This window comes from Streptomyces sp. NPDC004111, assembly GCF_042874215.1.
In the GTDB taxonomy this organism is placed as follows: domain Bacteria; phylum Actinomycetota; class Actinomycetes; order Streptomycetales; family Streptomycetaceae; genus Streptomyces.
Genome location: NZ_JBIAMU010000023.1, coordinates 123,037 through 145,873, shown reverse-complemented (window position 1 = coordinate 145,873; position 22,837 = coordinate 123,037). Strand labels below are relative to the sequence as shown.

Annotated in this window: 2 protein-coding genes; one reads left to right on the top strand and one right to left on the bottom strand. The window is 75.9% G+C overall.

Going from position 1 to position 22,837, the window contains the following annotated elements:
- Position 1 precedes the first annotated feature (1 nt).
- Positions 2-20,803, bottom strand: coding sequence for a non-ribosomal peptide synthase/polyketide synthase (locus ACFYVL_RS36325; RefSeq protein ID WP_389252725.1), 20,802 nt, complete (start codon positions 20,801-20,803; stop codon positions 2-4).
- Between the two features lie 469 nt (positions 20,804-21,272).
- Between ACFYVL_RS36325 and ACFYVL_RS36320 the strand changes: the two genes are divergently transcribed.
- Positions 21,273-22,808 (top strand): phage/plasmid primase, P4 family, encoded by a 1,536-nt coding sequence (locus ACFYVL_RS36320; RefSeq protein WP_389252723.1) that lies wholly within the window; start codon positions 21,273-21,275, stop codon positions 22,806-22,808.
- Positions 22,809-22,837: the final 29 nt, after the last annotated feature.

Here is a 22,837-nt window from a genome sequence, read left to right as displayed (position 1 = left end):
TTCAATTCTCCCAGTCCGAGGCCAGTTCGTCCTCGAACTCTTCGATCTCGCTCTGTGTGATGTCTATAAGCCCCACGTCGTGGGGGGTCAGACCGCCCGCGTCGGGCCGCTGGGCGTAGCCGGCCAGAGCGGTCAGGGCCTCGAACCAGCCGTCGGCCAGAGCGCTCACTTCCTCCTCTCCCAGCACTCCGGGGGCCCAGGTCCAGGTGGCGCCGAGCCGCGGCCCCTCCTCGCTCTCCTCGATGTAGGCGTTGATCTCCACGGCGTGCGCCAGCGGGGTCGCCGGGTCCTCGCCGTCGGGGCGGGGCAGGCCGTTCGCGACCGTCCAGTCGCCGCTCTCGCCGGGAATGAAGCGGCCGAGGTAGTTGAAGCCGATCCCGGCGCCCGCAAGGCCCTCGAAGGCGGCGGAGGCCGCCGGGTTGAGGTGGCGCAGCTGCCCGTAGCCCAGGCCCTCGTGCGGGACGGCCCGCAGCTGCTCCTTGACGTGCTTGAGCACGGTTCCGGCGGCGGCGCCCGCGGCGAAGGCGTCGGCGAGGTCGGCGCCGCCGGTGTCCAGCAGCACCGGGTACAGGGCGGTGAACCAGCCGGTGGTGCGCGACAGGTCCAGGGTGCCGGTGGTGTCGCGGCCGTGGCTCTCCACGTCGATGAGCACGGGCGCGTCCGCGTCGCCGCGCACCTTGGCCGCGGCCATCGCGAGTCCGGCCATCAGCACGTCGTCCACGCCCGCCCCGACCACCGCGGGCGCGGTGGTGAGCAGGTGCCCGGTGGGCCGCGCGGGCAGGGTGCGGCGCAGCCGGTGGGCGCCGGCCAGCAGGTCCACGGCCGGGTCCAGGGGGCGGGAGCCGAGCGGGCGGTGGCCGCGGCGCAGGGTGCCGGTCCAGTGGTCGAGCTCGGCCAGCGTCCGCGGGTCGGCGGCGCGCTGCACGGCCCGCTCCGACCAGCGGCGCAGCGAGGTGCCGCCGGCGTCGAGGCGGGGCCGCTCGCCCGCCAGGACCTGCTGCCAGGCCAGGACGAGGTCGGGCAGCAGGATCCGCCAGGACACCCCGTCGATCGCGAGGTGGTTGGCGGCGACCAGGAGCAGGCCCGGCTGCTCGCCCCGGTCGAACCAGACGATCTCGACCATGGCCGCGTCGGCGGGGGCGAGCCTGCCGACGGCGGCGCGGCCGTGGACGCGTACCGCCTCGGTGAGTTCGTCCTCGGTGAGGGCGGCGGCGTCCATCCGGCGCACCAGGTCCTCGGCCCGTACCGCGCCGACGGGGTGGACCTCCACGCCCCAGGTGGTGGCGTCGTCCGGGTCGGCGACGGACACCTGGAGGCGCAGGCTGTCGTGGCGCTCCAGCAGGGCGGCGACCACGGCGTGCAGCTTCGGCAGGTCGAGGGCGGCGGGCGCGTGCAGGACGGTGGTCTGGTTGAACCGGTCCATGGGGACGCGGCGTTCGGCCAGCCAGTGCAGCATCGGCCAGGCGGGCAGGGTGCCGACCGGCTCGTCCGGTTCGGCGTCCTCGGCCTCCACGGCCGCGGCGGCGGCGCGGGCGAGTTCGGCGACCGTACGGTGCGTGAAGACGTCGGCGCCGGTGATCCGCAGTCCTTCCCGGCGGGCGGCGCTGACCAGCTGGATGGCCATGATGCTGTCGCCGCCCAGGTCGAAGAAGGCGCCGTCGGGGTCGACGGACCCCTCGGGCAGGCCGAGGGTCTCGGCGAAGAGGCGGACGAGGATCTCCTCCTCCGCGCCCTCGGCGGCCCGGCCGTCGGCGGAGCCGAACTCGGGGGCGGGCAGCGCCTTGCGGTCGAGCTTGCCGATCGGGGTGAGCGGCAGCTCGGTCAGCTCCACGACCGCGGCCGGGACCATGTAGTCGGGCAGGGTGGCGCCCAGGTGCGCGCCGAGTGCGGCCCGGTCGTAGCCGGGGCCGGTGACGGTGTAGGCGACCAGCCGCTTGTTGCCCGGCCGGTCCTCGCGGACGATCACCGCGCAGGCGGTGACGCCGGGGGCGGCGGCCACGGCCGACTCGATCTCGCCGAGCTCGATGCGGAAGCCGCGCAGCTTGACCTGTTCGTCGGCGCGGCCGGCGAACTCGACGAGCCCGTGGGAGTTCCAGCGGGCCAGGTCGCCGGTGCGGTACATGCGGGCGCCGGGGGCGCCGTAGGGGTCGGCGGTGAAGCGGTCGCAGGTCAGGTCGGGGCGGCCCCAGTAGCAGCGGGCGAGCCCGGCGCCGGCCGCGTACAGCTCGCCGGTGACGCCCGGCGGTACGGGCCGCAGCGCGTCGTCGAGGATGTAGTGCCGCATGCCGTCCAGGGAGCGGCCGATCGGCACGCTGTGGGCGCCGGGGTCCAGGGCGGTGGGGTCGACGCGGTGGGACAGCGCCATCACGGTGACCTCGGTGGGGCCGTAGGCGTTGACCATCCGCAGCCGCGGGTTGTGCTCCAGCAGGCGCCGCACGCCGGCCCCGGAGACCACGTCGCCGCCGGTGGCGACCTGGCGGACTCGGGCGAGCACCTGCGGTATCTCCTGGGACAGCACCCGGAAGAGACCGGCCGTCAGGAACAGCGAGGTCAGCGCGTGGTCCTCGATGAGGGCCCGCAGGTCGGCCACGTCCAGTTCGCCGGGCGGTGCCACGACGACCTGTCCGCCGCGCAGCAGCGGCACCCAGAACTCCAGGATGGAGCCGTCCCAGGCGTGCGGGGAGTGCAGCGGCACCCGGTCGGTGACGTCGTCCCAGCAGCTGTCCTCGGCGAGCTGCACGAGGTCGCCGTGGGTGATGGCGACGCCCTTGGGCAGGCCGCTGGAGCCGGAGGTGAACATGACGTACACCAGCCGCTCCGGGGTGATCTCCACGCCCGGGTCGGTGTCGGGCAGGTCCTCGGTGCTGGCGTCGGCGGACATCAGCTCGGCCGTGGTGGCCAGCTGTCCGGCGCGCTCCCGGCAGGCCTCGTCGACGACCAGCAGCGGTGCCTGGACCTGGTCGAGGAGCCAGGCGAGCCGCTCGTCGGGGTTGGCGGTGCTGAGCGGCACGTAGGCGGCGCCCGCCTTGACGATGCCCAGCAGGGTCACCGCCAGCGCGTCGGAGCGTTCCATCAGGACGCCGATGCGGGCCTCGGGCCCGATGCCGCGCCGCAGCAGGGCGTGCGCGAACCGGTTGGCGCGGGCGTCGAGTTCGGCGCGGGAGAGGGTGCTGCCCGCCCAGCCGAGGGCGGGGGCGCCCGGGTCCGCGGCGGCGTGCGCGGCCAGGGCGCGGGTGACGGTCGTGGGGGCGACGGGGGCGGGGGTCTCCAGCCAGCTGCCGAGGATCCGCTCGCGCTCGCCGTCCACCAGGACGTCGTGGTCGGTGACCCGGGCCGCCGGGCGGGCGGTCAGCGCGTCGAGGAGGGCGACCAGGCGCCGGGCGAGCAGGTCGACGGTGTCCGCGTCGAACATGTCGGCGCTGTACTCGACGGCGCCGCTCCAGTCGACGGGGGTGCCGCTCTCCCCGAGCCGGTCGGTGAGCGTGAAGGTCAGGTCGAACTTGGCGGTCGTCGGGTCGACCTGGCGGGCCGAGGCGGTCAGTGAGGGCATCCCCTCGACCTCGGCGAGGGCGGTGCCCAGGGAGCTGTCGAGGCTGAGCACCACCTGGAAGAGCGGGTGGCGGGCGGCGGAGCGCTCCGGGCGCAGGACCTCCACCAGCCGCTCGAAGGGCACGTCCTGGTGGGCGAAGGCGGCCAGGTCCCTCTCGCGCACCCGCCCGACCAGTTCGGCGAAGGTCGGCTCGCCGGAGAGGTCGGTGCGCAGGACGAGGGTGTTGACGAAGAAGCCGACCACACCGGCCAGGGCCTCGTCGCCGCGGGAGGCCACCGGGGAGCCGATCGGGACGTCGGTGCCCGCGCCCATCCGCGACAGCAGGGCGGCCAGCGCCGCCTGGACCACCATGAACGGGGTGGCGCGCAGCTCCCGGGCGACCTCGCCGACCCGCTCGTACAGCGGCTGCGGGACGGTGAAGACGTGCCGGCCCGCGCGGTGCGGTCCCACGGCCGGGCGGGGCCGGTCCACGGGCAGCGTCAGCTCGTCCGGGAGGCCGCTGAGCTCCTGCTGCCAGAAGGCGAGCTGGCGTTCGCTCTCGCTGCCCTGGGAGCCGTCGCCGAGCCGGGCGTGCTGCCACAGGGCGTAGTCGGCGTACTGCACGGGCAGTGGCGCCCACCCGGGGGCGGTGTTGTCGAGCCGGGCCGCGTAGGCGGCGGCCAGGTCGCGGGCGAGGACCGGCATGGAGGTGCCGTCGCCCGCGATGTGGTGGACCACGAGCAGCAGCACGTGTTCCTGGGGCCCGGTGGCGAACAGCCGTGCCCGCAGCGGCACTTCGGTGGTCAGGTCGAACCCGGCGGCGGCGCCCTCGTCGATCCGGGCGGCGAGGTCGCCGGGGTGCACCGGCAGGACGGGCAGGTCGACGGCGGCGTCGGGCAGGATCCGCAGCCGGGCGCCGGTGCCGGTGTTGTCCGGGTCCTCGATCAGGGTGCGCAGGCTCTCGTGCCGGCGCACCACGTCGCCGAGCGCCTCGCGCAGCACGTCCGCGTCCAGGGCGCCGGTCAGCTGGAGGGCGACGGGGATGTTGTAGGTGCCGCTGGGCCCGGTCAGCCGGTCCAGCAGCCACAGCCGCTGCTGGGCCGGGGAGAGCGGGATCCGCGCGGGGCGCGGGTGCACGGCCACCACCGCGGGCGCCGGGCCGGCGCCGGTGGGCCGCGCGGCGGTGCGGCGGGCCAGGGCGGCCGGGGTGGGCGACTCGAAGAGTTCGCGCACCCCCACCTCCACGCCGAGCGCGGCCCGGATCCGGGCGGTGAGGCGCATGGCGAGCAGGGAGTGGCCGCCGAGGTCGAAGAAGGAGTCGTCGACCCCGACCCGCGGCACGCCGAGCACCTCGGCGAAGGCGTCCACCAGGAGCTGTTCGGCCTCGGTGGCCGGGGCGCGGCCCTCGGCGCGGGCGGCTGCCCGCGGGGCGGGCAGCGCCCCCCGGTCCAGTTTGCCGTTGACGGTCAGCGGCAGCCGGTCCAGGACGACCACGTGCGAGGGGACCATGTGGGACGGCAGCCCGTCGGCGACCGCCTCGCGCAGCGCGCCGCCCTCGTCCGGGGAGTCGTCGCCCCGTGCGCCGTCGGTGACGACGTAGGCCACCAGCCGGCGGTCGCCGGGGTTGTCCTCCCGTACGACGACGGCCGCCTGGGCCACCGGCTCCAGCGCGAGCAGCGCCGACTCGATCTCGCCGAGTTCGATGCGGAAGCCGCGCAGCTTGACCTGGGCGTCGGCCCGGCCGAGGTACTCCAGGGAGCCGTCGGCGCGGCGCCTGGCCAGGTCGCCCGCGCGGTACAGGCGGGTGCCGGGCGCGCCGAACGGGTCGGCGACGAAGCGGGTGGCGGTGAGGCCGGGGCGGTGGGCGTAGCCGCGGGCCACTCCCCCGCCGGAGACGTACAGCTCGCCGACGACGCCGACCGGCGTGGGGCGCAGCCGCTCGTCCAGGACGTGCACCCCGAGGTCGGGGATGCCGGTGCCGATGGCGCCGACGACCCCGGCGCGCACCTCGTCGGCGGCCAGCCTGCGGTAGGTGACGTGCACGGTGGTCTCGGTGATGCCGTACATGTTGACCAGGGCGGGGGCGTCGTCGGCGTGCCGCTCGTACCAGGGCAGCAGCCGGGACGCGTCCAGTGCCTCGCCGCCGAAGACGACGTAGCGCAGGCTCAGCGGGGCGCCGCCCGCATCCCCGTCCGCGGCGACGAGTTCGTTGAAGGCGGAGGGGGTCTGGTTGAGGACGGTGACCTTCTCGCGCACCAGCAGGTCGAGGAAGGCGGCGGGTTCGCGGGTGACCGCGTGCGGGACGACCACCAGGCGTCCGCCGTGCAGCAGCGGGCCCCACAGCTCCCACACGGAGAAGTCGAAGGCGTAGGAGTGGAAGAGGGTCCAGGTGTCGTCGGCGCCGAAGCCGAACCAGTGGTCGGTGGAGTCGAAGAGGCGCAGCACGTTGCGGTGGGTGACCACGACGCCCTTGGGGGTGCCGGTGGAGCCGGAGGTGTAGATGACGTACGCGGCGTGGTCGGCGGCGGCGGCCGGCGCCGGGTTGTCCGCCGGGCGCCCGGCGAGGTCGGCGAGGGTCGCCGCGTCGTCCAGGGCCAGCCAGCCGTCGCCGCCGAGGGCGGCGGTGGTGGCGCGGGTGGCGACGGTGACCACCGGGCGGGTGTCGCCGAGCAGCAGGGCCACCCGCTCGGCCGGGTAGGCGGGGTCCACGGGCAGGTAGCCGGCGCCGGACTTGAGGACGGCGAGGACGGCGACGGCCAGGTCGGTGACCCGGGGCAGGGCGAGCGCGACGAACTCCTCGGGGCCGGCGCCCCGTTCGCGCAGCAGTGCGGCGAGGCGGTTGGCCGCGGCGTTCAGCTCGCGGTAGGTGAGCGCGGCGGGCGCGCCCCGCTCGTCCTCGCCGGTGACGGCGACGGCGTCCGGGTGGGCGGCGGCCACCGCCTCGAAGCGGCGGACGATCGAGTCGCCGCCGGCGACCGGCGCGGCCGGGATGGCCGGGGTGTACGTCCAGTCGGAGGCCAGCAGGCGGCGCTCGTGGGGTGCGAGCACGTCGAGGTCGGCGACCGGCCCGGCGGGGTCGGCGAGGGCCGCGCCCAGCAGCCGTACCAGCCGCTCGCCCAGTTCCTCGGCGGTCCGGGCGTCGAACATGTCGGCGCTGTACTCCAGGCCCACCGCGATCCCGGCGGCCGAGCCGTCCGGGGCCAGCCGCGGGCGCAGGTGCAGCACGAGGTCGAACTTGGCGACCTCGGAGGCCAGTTGGAGGGGTGCGACGGCCAGCCCGGGAAGGTCCTCGAGCAGTTCCATCGCGCGGCTCTCGTCGTCGCCCCACTCGACGACCACCTGGAACAGCGGGTGGCGTCCGGCGGAGCGCTCCGGGCGCAGCGCCTCCACCAGCCGCTCGAAGGGCACGTCCTGGTGGGCGAAGGCGGCCAGGTCGCTCTCGCGCACCCGCCCGACCAGTTCGGCGAAGGTCGGCTCGCCGGAGAGGTCGGTGCGCAGGACGAGGGTGTTGGCGAAGAGGCCGACCATGTCGCCCAGGGCCTCGTGGGAGCGGCCGGCGATCGGCGAGCCGATCGGGATGTCGGTGCCGGCGCCCATCCGCGACAGCAGGGCGGCCAGCGCCGCCTGCATCACCATGAAGGGGGTGGCGCGCAGTTCGCGGGCGAGCCGGTTCAGCTCGCCGTGCAGGGCGGCGGGCAGCTCGAAGCGGTGGCGGCCCGCACGGTGCGCGCCGGCCGCCGGGCGGGGCCGGTCGACGGGCAGCGCCAGTTCCTCGGGCAGCCCGGCCAGGGTGGTCCGCCAGTGGTCGAGCTGGCGCCCGAGGACGGATCCGGGGTCGCTCTCGTCGCCGAGTTCGGCCCGCTGCCAGAGGGCGAAGTCGGGGTACTGCGGGGCGTTCGCGGGGGCCTGCGGGGCGGTGCCCGCGAGGCGGGCGCGGTAGGCGGCGACCAGGTCGCGGGCCAGCACCGGCACGGAGGCGCCGTCGCCGGAGATGTGGTGGACCACGACGAGCAGGACGTGCTCGCGCACCTCGTCCGGCTCCCCGGGCGCCTGCGCGTCGCCGTCCGCCGCCCGGTGCGACGGTGCGTCGGCGAGGGCGAACAGCCGTGCCCGTACCGGGATGTCGGCCGTCAGGTCGAAGGGGCGGGCGATGTCCTCGGCGAGGGCGTCGTGCAGGGTGGCCCCGGTGACCTCGGAGTGCCCGAGCACGATTCGTGCGGGCACGACGCGCTGGTACGCGCCCTCCTCGTCCTCCGCGATCAGGGTGCGCAGCGCCTCGTGACGGTCGATCAGGTCCTGGAGCGCGGCGGCGAGCGCCGCCCTGTCGAGGGTTCCGGTCAGCCGCAGGGCCAGCGGGATGTGGTAGGCGGTGTTGGGTCCGTCGAAGCGGTCGAGGAACCACTGCCGCTGCTGGGCGTACGACAGCGGCAGCCGCTGCGGCCTGGGCAGGGTGCCCGGGGCGCCGGTGCGGGTGGCCCCTCCGCCACAGGCGGCCCTGGCGAGCTCGCGGACGGTGGGTGTCTCGAACACCTCCCGCACTCCCAGCTCCACCCCGAGCACGGCGCGCGCCCTGGCGACCAGGCGCATCGCGAGCAGGGAGTGGCCGCCGAGGTCGAAGAAGGAGTCGTCGACGCCGACCCGTGCCACGCCGAGCACCTCGGCGAACACTCCGGCGAGGAGTTCCTCGACGGGGGTGGCGGCCTCGCGGCCCTGCGGGGCGGCGAGCAGCGGGGCGGGCAGGGCGGCCTCGTCGAGCTTGCCGTTGACGGTGACGGGCAGCCGGTCGAGGACGACGACGGCGGCGGGCACCATGTGGTCGGGCAGCGTCTCGCGCAGCCGGGTACGCACCGCCTCGGGCAGCACGGTGGCGCCGGGGGCGGGCACCGCGTAGGCGACCACCCGGCGGTCGCCGGGGCGGTCCTCGCGGACGACGACGGCGCTCGCGGCGACCTCGGGTCCGGCGACGACGGCGGCCTCGATCTCGCCGGGTTCGATGCGGAAGCCGCGCAGCTTGATCTGCCGGTCGGCGCGGCCCGCGTAGACGAGCTGGCCGTCCTCGCGCCAGGCGGCCAGGTCGCCGGTGCGGTACAGGCGGGTGCCGGGGGCGCCGAACGGGTCGGCGACGAAGCGCTCCGCGGACAGTGCGGGCCGGTCCAGGTAGCCGCGGGCCAGGCTGTCGCCGGCGACGTACAGCTCGCCGGTGACGCCGAGGGGGACGGGCTGCAGGTGCGGGTCCAGGACCCGGACGGCCTGTCCGGGCAGGGCGCCGCCGATCGGCGGGACGCCGGGCCCCGACAGCGGGGCGCTCATGGTGGCGCAGACGGTCGTCTCGGTCGGCCCGTACGCGTTGATCATGCGCCGTCCGGCCGACCAGAGTTCGGCGACCTGCGGGGGGCACTGCTCGCCCGCGACGGTCAGGGCGCGCAGCGTCGGCAGGTCCTCGGGGGCCATCTCGCGCAGCGCCGCGGGCGGCAGGGTGGCGTGGGTGACGCCGTGCGCGGCGACGGTGCGGGCCAGCGGGGCGCCGGGCAGCAGTTCGTCGCGGGAGGCCAGGACGAGGGGGACGCCGGCCAGGAGGGTGACGACGACCTCGGAGACGTACGCGTCGAAGCTGGGCGAGGCGAACTGCAGGACCCGGCTGTCGGGTTCGATGCCGAACGCGGCGCGCTGGGCGCGGGCCAGGCCCGGGATGCCGCCGTGGGTGACGACGACGCCCTTGGGGCGGCCGGTGGAGCCCGAGGTGTAGATGACGTACGCGGCCTGGTCGGGGCGGTGGGTGCGGGCGGGCAGCCGTCCGCGGCCGGTCAGGTCGAGGGTGTCGATGTCCAGGCGGCGCACCCCGGTGGCGGGCAGTTCGGTACCGCTCGTGGTCAGCAGCAGGACGGGGCCCGCGTCGGTGAGCGTGCGGGCGATCCGCTCGGCGGGGTGGGCCGGGTCCACGGGGACGAACGCGCCGCCCGCCAGGGCCACCGCGTGCAGGGCCACCACCAGTTCGGGCGAGCGCGGCAGCACGATCGCCACCCGCCGCTCGGTGTCCACCCCGGCGTCCGCCAGGATCCGGGCCAGTTCCCCGGCCCGGTGGGCGAGTTCGCCGAAGGTGAGGGTGCCGGTGGCGTGGACCAGCGCCGGGGCGTTCGGGGAGCGGCGGGCCTGCGCCAGGAACAGCTCCGGCCAGGAGCGCGGGTCCACGGGCGCCCGGTCGCCGCGGCCGAGGGCGAGCAGGGCGGTGCGGGCGGTGCCGCCGTGGGCGCGGATGCGTCCGACCGGGGTGCCGGGCGCGGTGACCACCGTGTGCAGCACGCGGCGCAGCAGCCGGCCGACGTCGCCGATCCGCTCGGCGGGGATCGCGTCGGGGCGGTGGTGCAGGCGCAGGTGCAGCCCGTCGGCGGTGGGGCTCGCCTCCATGGCGAGGGCGTAGTGGGTGACGGAGTGGTGGGCCGCTGGGCCCGCCTCCAGTCCGGCGCGGCGGGCGACGGCCCGCAGGGCCTCGGTGTCCACGGGGTAGTTCTCGAACACCATGGAGGTGTCGAAGAGTTCGCCGTGCCCGGCGGACCGCTGGATGTCGGCGAGGCCCAGGTGCTGGTGCTCGCCGAGGCGGGCCTGTTCGAGCTGGAGGCGGCGGGCGAGGTCGCCGGCCGTCTCGTCCGCGCGCAGGGCGGCGCGCAGGGGCAGGGTGTTGATGAACAGGCCGACCATGCCGTCCACGCCGGGCAGGTCCGCGGGGCGCCCGCTGACCGTGGTGCCGGTGACCACGTCGTCGCGGCCGGTGAGGCGGGCCAGCAGCAGCATCCAGGCGGTCTGCAGCAGGGTGTTGACGGTGACGCCCAGGCGCCGGGCGGCGCCCTCGACGTCGAGGCCCGCGACGAGGAGGTCGTGGCGTCCGGGCGTCTGTCCGGCCGGGGCGGGGCCGCGGGCCAGCAGGGTGCCTCCGTCGAGCCCGGCCAGCGCCTGCTGCCAGGCGGCGGTCGCCGCGTCGCGGTCCTGCCGGGCCAGCCAGGCCAGGTACTCGCGGTGCGGGCGGGCCTCGGGCAGCGTCTCGCCCAGGTGGAGCGCCATCAGTTCGCCGAGCACGACGGGCAGCGACCAGCCGTCGCGGATGCTGTGGTGCGAGGTGACGGCGAGGGTGTGCCGGTCGCCGTCACAGGCGAGCGTCCAGCGGATCAGCGGCGCCCGGGTGATGTCGAAGGGGCGTGTGCGGTCGGCCTCGCACAGCGCGTCGACGGCGTCCTGGCCGGACACCTCGCGCTCGGTGAGGTCCAGCGGCGGGTCGGCGAGGACGACCTGGACGGGGGTGCCCTGCGAGGTGCGGCGGAACGCGGCGCGCAGGGCCGGGTGGCGGCGCTGCACCTGGGCGGCGGCGGCCCGCAGCCGGGCCCGGTCCAGGGGGCCGGTCAGCTCGAAGCGGAACTGCGAGACGTACGGGTCGTCGGCGCCGTCGCCGTACTGGTGGTGGAAGAGCAGGCCCTCCTGGAGCGGGGCCAGCGGCAGCAGGTCGGCGACGTCCCCGGCGGCCTCCAGTTCGCGGATCTCCGGCTGCGTCAGCTCCAGCAGCAGGTCGCTCGGGGTGAGGCCGCCGGCGTCGGGGCGCTGGGCGTAGGCGGCGAGGCCGCGCAGCGCGGTGAACCACAGGTCGGCGAGCTCGGCCGCCCGCGCGTCGTCGACCAGGGCGCGGGCCCAGGTCCAGGTGGCGACCAGTTCGGGGCCGTCCGGGCCCTCGTGGGCGGTGGCGTTGACCTCGACGACGTGCGAGAGCGGCACCTCGGGGGCGTCGTCGGCGCCGACCGCGGCCAGTTCCCAGCCGGGGGCCAGCGCGCCCGCCAGGCTCGTGCGGCCCAGGTAGTTGAAGCCGATCTGGGCCTCGGGCAGTTTGGCGAACAGCGGTGCGGAGGCCGGGTCGGTGAAGCGGGCCAGGCCGTAGCCGACGCCCTCGCGCGGGACGGCGCGCAGCCGCTCCTTGACGGCGCGCACCGCGTCGCCGGCGGCTTCGGTGCCCTCGGTGACGGCCCGCGGGCCGGCCTGCGCGGTGTCCAGGCGGACCGGGTGGGCGACGGTGAACCAGCCGACGGTCTGGGAGAGTTCGGCGCCCGGCACCAGGTCCTCGTGGCGGCCGTGGCTCTCCACGTCCACCAGCAGGGACTCCTCGTCGCCGCGCCACAGCGGCACGGCGGCGGCCAGCGCGGTCAGCAGGACGTCGTCGGGGGTGGCGCGGAACGCGGCGGGCAGTGCGGAGAGCACCGCCGCGCTGACGTCGGCGGGCAGCCGCAGGGTGAGCCGTCCGGCGTCGCCGCGCAGGTCGAGAGCGGGGTCCAGGGGGCGGCTGCCGAGCAGCGGGTCGCCGTCGGCGAGCAGGTCGCGCCAGTGGCCGGCGTCCTCGGTGGGCAGCGCCGTAAGGTCCTGGGCCCAGCGGGCCAGGGAGGTGCCCACCGGCGGCAGTCCGCTGCCGCGGCCCGCGACGGCCGCCTCCCACGCCTGTACGAGGTCGGGCACCACGATCCGCCAGGACACGCCGTCGACGGCGAGGTGGTGGACGACGAGCAGCAGCCGGCCGGGCACCTGGGGGCCACGGTCGAACCAGACGGCGCGCAGCATCCGTCCGGCGGCCGGGTCGAGGAGGTCGCGGACGGCGGAGGTGCGGTCGGCGACCAGGGCGTCGAGGTCCTGCTCGGTGGCGCCGGCGGGGACCTCGATGCGCGTCAGGTGGGTGCGGGCGAGGGCGGTGGTGCCCTCGGGGCCGACGGGGCGGATCTCGAACTCGTCGTCGCCCAGGGTCCGCATCCGCAGCGCCTCGTGCTGCTCCAGCACGGCACCGAGGGCCGTCGCGAGGTGGTCCTCGGTGGTCGGGGGCAGCGTCAGGGTGAGCGACTGGTGGTACTGGGCGACGCGGCCGCCGCGCGCCAGCAGCCTGCGCATCAGCGGCAGGAACGGGGCCCGTGCGGGGCCCTGGCCGACGGTGGGCGCGGGCACCGCGTCCTCGGCGAGGACGGTGGCGAGGCGGGCGACGGTGCGGTGCTCGAAGACATGGCGCGGCGTGAACCGCAGACCCGCCGCACGCGCCCGGCCCACCAGCTGGATCGACATGATGCTGTCGCCGCCGAGCGTGAAGAAGTCGTCCCCGACGCCCACGTCGGCGCGGCCCAGCACCTGCCGGAACAGCCCCAGCAGCCGCTCCTCCAGCGGGCTGGCGGACGCCTCCGCGCCGAGGGCCGAGGCGAGGCGGGCGACGGTGCGGTGCTCGAAGACGTGCCGCGGCGTGAACCGCAGACCCGCCGCACGCGCCCGCCCCACCAGCTGGATCGACATGATGCTGTCGCCGCCGAGGGTGAAGAAGTCGTCGTCGACGCCGATGTCCTGGCGGCCCAGCACCTGCTGGAAGAGGCCGAGCAGCCGCTCCTCCAGGGCGCCCGCGGCGGTGCGGGCCGCGGTGCCGGCGACGGCCGCCGGCTCGGGCAGGGCGGCCCGGTCGACCTTGCCGTTGGGGGTCAGCGGCAGGGCGTCGAGCACCACGAGGGCGGCGGGCACCATGTACGGCGGCAGCGTCTCGCGCAGGTGGGCCTCGACGGCGGCGGTGTCCACGCCGTCGGGCGCCACCAGGTAGCCGACCAGGCGGGGTTCGGCGGCGGTGCCGCGCACGGCGGCGGCGGCCCGCAGCACGCCGGGCACGGCACCGGCCGCGGTCTCGATCTCGCCCAGCTCGATGCGGAAGCCGCGCACCTTGACCTGGTCGTCGACCCGGCCCAGGTACTCCACGGCGCCGTCCGGGCGCATCCGCGCCAGGTCGCCGGTGCGGTACATGCGGGTGCCGGGGCGGCCGTAGGGGTCGGCCACGAAGCGGTGGGAGCTCTGGCCCGGCATGCCCAGGTAGCCGCGGGCCAGGCCCTCGCCCGCGAGGTAGAGCTCGCCGCGGGCGCCGGGGCGCACCGGCCGCAGCCCGCTGTCCAGGACGTAGACCCGGGCGTACGGGAAGGGGCGGCCGATGGGGACCGGTCCCGGCGCCACCTCGGCGCCGGGCTCGATGCGGAACTCCATGGCGTTGACGGTGGCCTCGGTCGGCCCGTAGGCGTTGATCACGGTCACGTCGGGGTGCGCGGAGCGCCAGCGGGTGAGCATCTCGCCGCGCAGCGCCTCGCCGCCGAGGATCAGCGTCCCGGTCGGGGACACCTCGTCGGGCAGGGTGTCGAGCAGCCGCAGGTGGCTGGGGGTGCCCTTGAGGAAGGCGGGGCGCTCGGCGCCGACGGCGTCCGGGATCTCGGCCAGGTGGACGCAGCCGCCCGCGGTCAGCGGGGTGAGCAGGCAGGTGACGGTGAGGTCGAAGGAGACCGAGGTGTGGGCGAGGGAGAGCCCGGCGGCGTCCGGGTAGTCGGCGCGGGCCCGTACCAGGTAGGCGCCGAGCGCCCGGTGTTCGACGACGACGCCCTTGGGGCGGCCGGTGGAGCCGGAGGTGAAGATGACGTACGCGGCGTCCTCGGGCCGGACGGGTGCGTTCACCGGGTCGGCCTCGGCGGCGGTGGGGCGCACGGTCGCCAGGCCGTCGGGGACCAGGTCCGCGTCGGCGGCGACGACCAGGGCGGGGGCGGCGTCGGCGAGCACGACGGCGATCCGCTCGGCCGGGTAGGCGGGGTCGACGGGCACGTACGCGGCACCGGCCCGGTGCACGCCGAGCAGGGCGACCATCAGGTCGACGGAGCGCGGCAGCATGACCGCGACGAGGCTGCCGGGGCCGGCGCCGCGGGCGGTCAGTTCGGCGGCGAACGCGCTGGAGCGGCGGTCGAGCTGACGGTAGGTGAGCTCCTCGCCGCCCGCGAGCACGGCGCGTGCGTCGGGGGTGCGGGCCGCCTGGGCGGCGAACAGGGCGGGCAGGGTGTCGCCGGCCGGGTCGGCCTGCGGCGGGTTCCAGGCCTGGAGCGCGGTGCGCCGGGCGTCGGCCGGGGCGCCCGCGAGGCGGCCCAGCGGGGTGCCGGGCGCGGTGGCGAACGCCCGCAGCGCGGCGAGGAGTTCGGCGCCGGCGGCGTGCGCGGTCTCCTCGTCCACCAGGTGCCGCTGGTGGCGCACCCGCAGCTGGAGCGCGTCGCCGGGCTCGACGACGACGTTGAGGGCGAAGTGGCTGCCGTCGCGGACCGCGGCGTCGGTCAGGGCCAGCCCGGCGGCGTGCGCCGAGGCGGTGATGGCGGCCATGTCCAGGGGGTAGTTCTCGAAGCTGAGCGAGGTGTCGAAGAGTTCGCCCAGGCCCACGGCGCGCTGGATGTCGCGCAGCGCGACGTGCTGGTGGTCCATGACCGCGGACTGTTCGCGGCCGAGCCGCGCCGCGAGGTCGCCGAGGCTCTCGCGGGCGTCCAGGCGCAGCGCCAGCGGCACGGTGTTGATGAAGAGGCCGACCAGGCCGCCGGAGCCCGGCAGGTCGGCGGGGCGGCCCGCCACGGTGATGCCGAAGAGGGTCTCGTCGCGTCCGGTCAGGCCGCGCAGCACGAGCGCCCAGGCGGCCTGCACCAGGGTGTTGACGGTGACTCCGCAGCTGCGGGCGGTGGCGGTCAGGGCCGCGGTCTCGTCCTCGCTCAGCGCGTACTCGCGGCGTACCGGCTCGCCGGTGCCGCTCTCCTCGGTGGCCCGCTCCGTACCGATCAGCAGGGGCTCGGTGACCTCGGCGAGCGCGCCGCGCCACGCCTCCAGCGACTCCTCGCCGCCGGCGGCGGCGAGCCAGCCGAGGTGGTCGCGGTAGCGGGCGGCGGGCGCGTCGGGGCCCGGTGCGGCGCCGGTGGCGGCGGCCTCGGTGCCGTCGGTGCCCGCCGCGTACTGGGCGAACAGGTCGCGGGCGATGATCGGCAGCGACCAGCCGTCGGCCACGATGTGGTGCACCGTCAGGACCAGCGAGCCGGTGCCGTCCGCGCGGCGCACGGCCGCCGCCCGCAGCAGCGGGGCCTCGCTCAGGTCGAAGCGGGTGGCCTTGTCCTCGTCGAGCAGGGCGGCGAAGGCCGCGTCGTCGGCCGCCTCCGCCTCCCGGACGGGCACGGCGGGGGCGGTGTGCACCAGCTGTACGGTCTTCTGCTCCTCGGTGGTGCAGAAGCCCACCCGCAGTGCCTCGTGCCCCCGCAGCATGCGGCCGAGGGCGCCGCGCAGCCGTGCGGCGTCGACGGGCGCGGCGAAGTCCATGACGATCTGCAGGGTGTACGGGTCGGCCTCGTCGAAGGCGTGGTGGAAGAGCAGGCCCTCCTGGTTGGGGGCCACCGGCAGCACCGCCTCGACGCCGGGCCGCGCGGCCAGCCGCTCGGCCTCCTCGGCGGTGACGGGCAGGGTGGTGGCGTGCTCCTGGGGCCGCTCGTAGGGCACGCACGCCTCGGCGAGCGCGGCGACCGTGCGCAGCGCGAACATGTCGCGGAAGCCGAAGGAGATGCCCCGGGCGCGGGCGCGGGCCAGCAGCCGGAAGCCCAGGACGCTGTCGCCGCCGAGGGCGAAGAAGTCCTCGTCGACGCCGACCGAGGTGAGGCCGAGCGCCTCCGCGTACAGCTCGCACAGGAGTTCCTGCACGGGGGTCACGGGGCCCCGCACGGCCGCGCCGGCGATGACCGGGACGGGCAGCGCCCCGCGGTCGACGCCGCCGCCGGGGGCGGTGGGCAGGGTGTCCAGGGTGACCAGGACGGACGGCACCTGGTAGTCGGGCAGGATGTCGGCGAGCGCGTCGCGCAGTGCGGCCGGGTCGGGGGCGGTGCCCCGGTGGGGCACCAGGTAGCCGACCAGGCGGCGCTCGCCGGGGGTGTCCTCGCGGACGGTCACCGCGGCGCGGAGCACGTCGCTCTGCCCGGTCAGGGCCTCCTCGACGGCGGCCGGGTCGAAGCGGAAGCCGCGCAGCTCCACCAGGTGCGCGTCGGCGTCCTGGTGGGCGGCGGGGCCGCTGTCGGGCACCAGGTCGCCGACCCGGGTGGCGGGGGCGCCGGCCAGGGCGGCGAGCGTCGCGGTGAACCGGTCGAGCAGTCCGGCCGCGGCGTCCGCGCCGAAGAGGTGGGGGCGGCAGGCGAGGCGGGCGGTCAGCCGCTCGCCGGGCACGGCGGTGAGGGTGAGCGGGTAGTGGGTGGCGTCCCGCACGTCGGCGCCGCCGATCTCCAGTCCGCCGTCGCGGGCGGCGCCGTCGAGGGCGGCCCGGTCCACGGGGTAGTTCTGGAAGGCGACGAGGGTGTCGAAGAGGTGGGTGACGCCCGCCGCGCGCTGGATGTCGACGAGCGGCAGGTACTGGTGGGCGAGCAGCTCGGCCCCGTCGTCCTGGACGGCGCGGGCCAGCTCGGCCAGGGTGCGGGCGGCGGCCGGACGGGCCCGCAGCGGCACGGTGTTGACGAAGAGTCCGGCCATGTCGGCGGAGCCGGCCAGTTCGGCGGGGCGGCCCGCGACGGTGATGCCGAAGACGACGTCGTCGCGTCCGGTCAGATCGCGCAGCGCGACCGCCCAGGCGGCCTGCACCAGGCTGCTGGTGGTGACGCCCAGTTCGCGGGCGGCGCGCTCCAGGTCCGCGGTGGTGGCGGCGTCCAGCGAGCGCTCGATGCGGACGGTGTCGGGGGCGCCGTCCGTGCCGGGTGCGGGGCTGCCCACGAGGGTCGGCCGGACGCCGGACAGGGCCTCGCCCCAGGCGGCGGCGGACGCCTCGTGGTCGCGGCCGGCCAGCCAGCGCAGGTGGTCGCGGTAGGGGCGCGGCGCGGGGCCGGGGTCGTCGCCCCGGTAGGCGCGCAGCGTCTCGCCGAGCAGGATCGGCACCGACCAGCCGTCGAGCACCAGGTGGTGGCAGCTCACCACGAGCCGGTGGCCGTCGTCGAGCCGCAGCAGGGCGGCCCGCAGCAGGGGCGCGGACGCGAGGTCGAAGGGCTCCTCGGTGTGCGCGCGCAGGACGGCTTCCAGCTCGTGCGCCCGGCCGCGCAGGTCGGCGCAGGTCCACGGCACCGGGACCTGCTCGCGCACGACGAGGACGGGGCGGCTGACCCCTTCGTGGGCGACGGCGGAGCGCAGCACGGGGTGGCGGGCGACGACGGAGCCGAGGGCGGTGCGCAGCCGCTCGGCGTCCACCTCGCCGCCGAGGTCGAGGCTGATGTGGACGGTGTAGAGGTCGCCGTCGGCGCCCGCGGTGGCGCCGAGCACCACCAGGCCCTCCTGGAGCGGGGTGAGCGGCAGCACCTCCTGAACGCCCGGGTCCGCGAGCAGGGCGGCGAGTTCGGCGGCGGGCAGCGGCTCGGGCAGCGGCGGCAGGGTGCCGGCGGCGGCGGTGGTGACCAGCGGCGCGAGCCGGGCCACGGTGCGCGCCTTGAAGAGGTCGCGGACGGGCACGGTGAGCCCGGCGCGGGCGGCGTTGGAGACGACCCGGGTGGCGGAGAGCGAGTTGCCGCCGAGGGTGAAGAAGTCGTCGTCGACGGTGACCGACGGGAGGCCGAGGACCTGTGCGTACAGGGCGCACAGCTGCTTCTCCAGCGGGGTGCGCGGGGCGCGCCCGCCGGGCAGGGCGACGCGCACGGGGGCGGGCAGGGCGCGCCGGTCGAGCTTCTTGTTGGGGGTCAGCGGCAGCGCGTCGAGGACGACGACGGCGCCCGGCACCATGTACGCGGGGAGGCGTTCGGCCAGGTGCGCGCGCAGGGCCGGGGTGTCGCCCTCGGGGGAGACCACGTACGCGACCAGCCGCTTGTCGCCGGGGCGGTCCTCGCGCATCAGCACGGCGGCGCGCTCGACGGGCGGGTGGGAGAGCAGGGCCGCCTCGATGTCGCCGAGTTCGATGCGGAAGCCGCGGATCTTGACCTGGTGGTCGAGGCGGGAGACGAAGGTGAGGGAGCCGTTGTCCTCGACGCGCACCAGGTCGCCGGTGCGGTAGATGCGGCCCGGACCGCAGGGGTTGGCGACGAAGCGCTCGGCGGTGAGGGCGGGCCGGCCGCGGTAGCCGCGGGCGACGCCGTCGCCGGCGATGTACAGCTCGCCGCTGTGTCCGGCGGGCACCGGGCGCAGGGCCGCGTCGAGCACGTACACCTGGGTGTTGAGTACGGGGGTGCCGAGCGTGACGGGGCCGCCGTCGACGGGGGCGGTCATCGACCAGACGGTGGTCTCGGTCGGGCCGTACATGTTGGTGACGCCCGCGGCGTGCGTGGCGAGGACGGCGGCCAGGGACTGCGGCAGGGCCTCGCCGCCGGTCAGCACCCGTACGCCGGCGAACACCTCGGGGCGGTCCTCCACCAGCGCCTGCCACAGGCTGGGGGTGGCCTGGAGGACGGTGATGCGCTCGCGTGCCACGACGGTGCGCAGCGCCTCCGGGTCGAGGACCTCCTCGCGGCCCGCCAGCACCACCCGGGCGCCGGCCAGCAGGGGCTGGAAGATCTCCAGTACGGCGATGTCGAAGCTGACGGTGGTGACGGCCAGCAGCCGGTCCTGCGGGCCGACGGGCACCGAACGCGCCATCGCGGCGAGGAAGTTGTCCACCGCGGCGCGTTCCAGGGCGACGCCCTTGGGGCGGCCGGTGGAGCCGGAGGTGTAGATGACGTACGCGGTGCTGCGGCCGTCCTGCGGGCGGCCGAGCGGGGCCGCGTCGCCCGCGGTGAGGTCGGTGGTGTCGAGGTGGAGGGCGCAGACCCCCGGCGGCACCGGGTGACCGGTGGTGGTGACCAGGAGGCCGGGGCGGGCGTCCTGAAGGATCATCGCGATGCGGTCGGCGGGGTGTTCGGGGTCGATCGGCAGGTAGGCGCCGCCGGTCTTCAGGACGGCGAGCAGGGTGACGACGAGTCCGGCGGTGCGGGGCAGGGCCACGCCGACCAGCTGCTCGGGGCCGATGCCGCGGGCGGCCAGCAGGCGGGCGAGGCGGTTGGCGCGGGCGTCCAGTTCGGCGTACGTGAGGGTTTCCTCGGCGCACAGCGCGACGGCGTCGGGGGTGGCCGCCGCCTGCCGCTCGAACAGCTCGACGAGGCCGCCGGGGACCTCGCCCGCGGTGTCGTTGGGGGCGTTCAGCAGCAGCGCCGCGGTGTGCTCGTCGAACATCTCGGCCCGGCCCACGGGGGCGTCGGGGGCGGCGGTGAGCGAGCCGAGCAGGGTCAGGAAACGCTCCTGGTGGGCGCGCAGGGCGTCGGCGGAGTACAGGGCGGGGTTGGCGGCGAGCTCCAGGCGCACCTCGCCCTCGGCGGGGTCGCCGTGGGTGGCGAGCGCGAGGTCGGCGACGGGGCCGTTGGAGAGCTGGCGGGCGGTGGCCACCACGTCGCCGAAGCGGGCCCGGGTGTCGAAGGACATGGCGTTGACGGCGGTGCCGAACATGCCGCCGTCGGTGCCGGTGAGTTCGCGGGCCTGGTGCAGGTCCTCGCGGCGGAAGCGCTGGACGCGCAGCATGGCGCCCAGTCCGGCGCGGGCCTGGGCGATCAGCTCGGTGAAGGTGGTGGCGGGGGTGACGGTCAGCCGCAGCGGCAGGTCGTTGGCGAGCATCGAGGGGGTGGTGAGCGCGGCCGGGGTGCGGCGGGCGGCCAGCGGGACGCCGAGCACGATGTCCTCGGCGGACAGCAGCCGGTGGTGGTAGACGGCGGTGGCGGCGGCGATCACGGCCGGCCAGTGCCCGGCGGCGGTGAGGGCCGCGGTCAGTTCGGGCGCGAGGTCGGCGTGCAGGCGCAGTGCGCGGGGGGCCGCGCCCGCGGCGCGCTCGGCCAGCGACTGGCGCTCCTCGGCCCCGGCGAGATTGGCGAGGAGGAAGTCGCGGTCGCTGTCGTGGTGGGCGGACGCCCGGTAGGCGCTCTCCTCGTCGATGAGCCTGCCCAGGGAGTGGTGGCGGGCGGCGGGCGGCTCCTCGCCGGCCAGGAACGCGGTGTAGAGGCGGGCGAGCCGGTCCAGGTAGCGGGTCTGGCCGAAGCCGTCGAGGACGATGTGGTGGTAGCGCAGGTACAGGAAGTGCCGGTCGTCGGCGAGGATCAGCAGGGCGTGCCGGAAGAGGGTGTCGCCGCCGAGGTCGGGCACGGTCGCCAGGTCGCGGTCCATCCAGGCACGGGCGTCGGCCTCCGGGTTCTCGCCGGCCCGCAGGTCGACCACGTCGAGGCTGTCGTCCACCTCGGCGCGGACCACCTGGCGGACCTCGCCGTCGTCCTCGAACCGGGAGCGCAGGGTGTCGGTCTCGGCCACCGCGGTGACGATCGCGCGGCGCAGCACCGCGACGTCGAGCGCGGCGGAGTCGAAGTGGACGGCGCACTGGTAGAGCGGGCTCTCCGGCTCCAGTCGCTGCGCTACCCACACACCGAGCTGAGCGGCGGTGACGGGCAGGCGAACGTCATTCTGAACCTCGGAAAGTGCCAACCGACTCACGCTCCCAAAACGGTGTGCCAATGCGGACCACGGCGGACGTCGCGGCCGGGAACGGCGCGATGCTCCGAGCGGAGGATTCCGACGCCGCCTATCTCGCCCCTATAGGCGTCCGGGGGCCGGACCGGGCGGGGCGCGGACGCGGGGCGCGGGTGCGCGGCGGGCGGTGGCGGCGGGCCCCGAGCGGCCGGCGGCGGCTTCGGGCCCGGACCGGGGAAGGCATGGAAGGCGCAGGTCAGCATGGGTCTGACGAAATATCACGGGGCTGACGGGGCTGAACTTTTCAGTTGTCGACAAGCGGCGCGGGGCCGCTGGATCCTTCTTCCCGGGCTGGGCAAAAGCGCCCGAGCAAATAGATCGTTTGAGCTAGGCTCGACCGGCAAACTCAGCCCCGTCAGCCCCTTCGGGAGAGTTCTCCCTGCCTGTGGCCGGTACCCGTACGCTCTCCACTTCGAGGACGCTCATGAACAGCTTCGATGCTGACGGCGCGGCGCGGCGGACGCACCGGCTCGGCATTGACCTCGTCGCCCCGTCCCCGGACGTGCCCCGGCCGGCCGAGCCGCTGCCCGCGCCGTTCGGCGCCGCGGGGGTGCCGCTGCCGGACGCGCTGACCGACCGGGGCAACGCGAAGCTGTTCGCGCGGGCCTACCGGGACCGTTTCCGGTACGTCCCCGGGATGGGCTGGCACACCTGGGACCGCTACCGGTGGAGAGCGGCGGGCGGCGCGGAGGCCGCGGTGTGGGCGGCGGGCGACCTGGCCGAGGCGATGCCCGAGAGCGACCCGCGGGGACGGTTCTCCGTCCAGGAACTCGCCGCCCACCGAAGACGGTCGGCCTCCACCCCCGGTCTGAAGGCGATGCTCTACCAGGCGCAGGCGGCGCCCGCCCTGAACCTGGACCCCGGTGTCCTGGACGGCGACGACTACGCCCTGTGCACCCCCTCGGGCGTGGTCGACCTGAGAACCGGCGCGCTGCGCGCCCCCGACCCGCTGACCGACCTGCACTCGCGGGCCACCACGGTCGCCCCGCAGCACGTGCCGATACCCCGCTGGCACACCTTCCTCCACGACACCTTCGGCGACGACGCCAAGGGGCTGGAGACCATCCGCTTCCTGCACCTGTTACTGGGCTACTCGATCACCGGGGACGTCGGCGCGCAGGTCATGCCGTTCCTGTTCGGGTCCGGGGCCAACGGGAAGTCCGTGCTGCTGGAGGTGCTCAGCAGTCTGCTGGGCGACTACGCCAACGCGGCGCCGCCCGGCTTCCTGATGGAGAAGGGCAGATTCACCGAGCACTCGACGGAGCTGACCGAACTGCACGGCAGACGCATCGTGGTGTGCTCGGAGCTGAGACCCGACGACACGTTCAACGAGGCCCGGGTCAAGCTCCTGACCGGCGGCGACACCATCACCGCCCGCCGGATGCGGCAGGACTTCTTCAGCTTCACCCCGACGCACAAACTGTGGCTGCTGGGCAACCACCGCCCCGAGGTCGGCACCGGGGGCTACGCGTTCTGGCGGCGCATCCGGATCATTCCCTTCGAGCGCAGCGTCCCGGACGAGTGCAAGATCGACAATCTGGCCGACGACCTGGTCCGCGACGAGGGCCCCGGCATCCTGCACTGGCTCATCGAGGGTGCGGGCAAGTACCTCACCACCCGCGACCCGCTGACCGGCCCGGCCACCGTGCGGGTCGCCACCGCCGCGTACGAGAGCACCGTGGACCACGTCGGCCGCTTCCTCCAGGAGTGTTGCACCAGAACCGGCCACGACGGCCGCGTCAACCCCGAACTGCGCGTCGAGCAGAAGCTCTTGTACGAAACATATGGACGCTGGTGCTCGGGTGAGGGCATCAGGACCTCCACCGCACGGGCGTTCGCCAGCCGGATCCGGCAGGAACTCGGCCTCGTCTCACCGGCCGATATGATCAAGTCCAACGCCGCCAAGCTCTATCCGGGCCTGGCCCTGCTGCCCGGCGCGGACAGCGGCCGGCAGTCGTGAGAATCAGCCGCATCCTGGGAAAGACCCCC

Bases quoted from the DNA above. Each gene is read 5' to 3' on its own strand.
- ACFYVL_RS36320 (WP_389252723.1), top strand. From the start codon at position 21,273: ATGAACAGCTTCGATGCTGACGGCGCGGCGCGGCGGACGCACCGGCTC.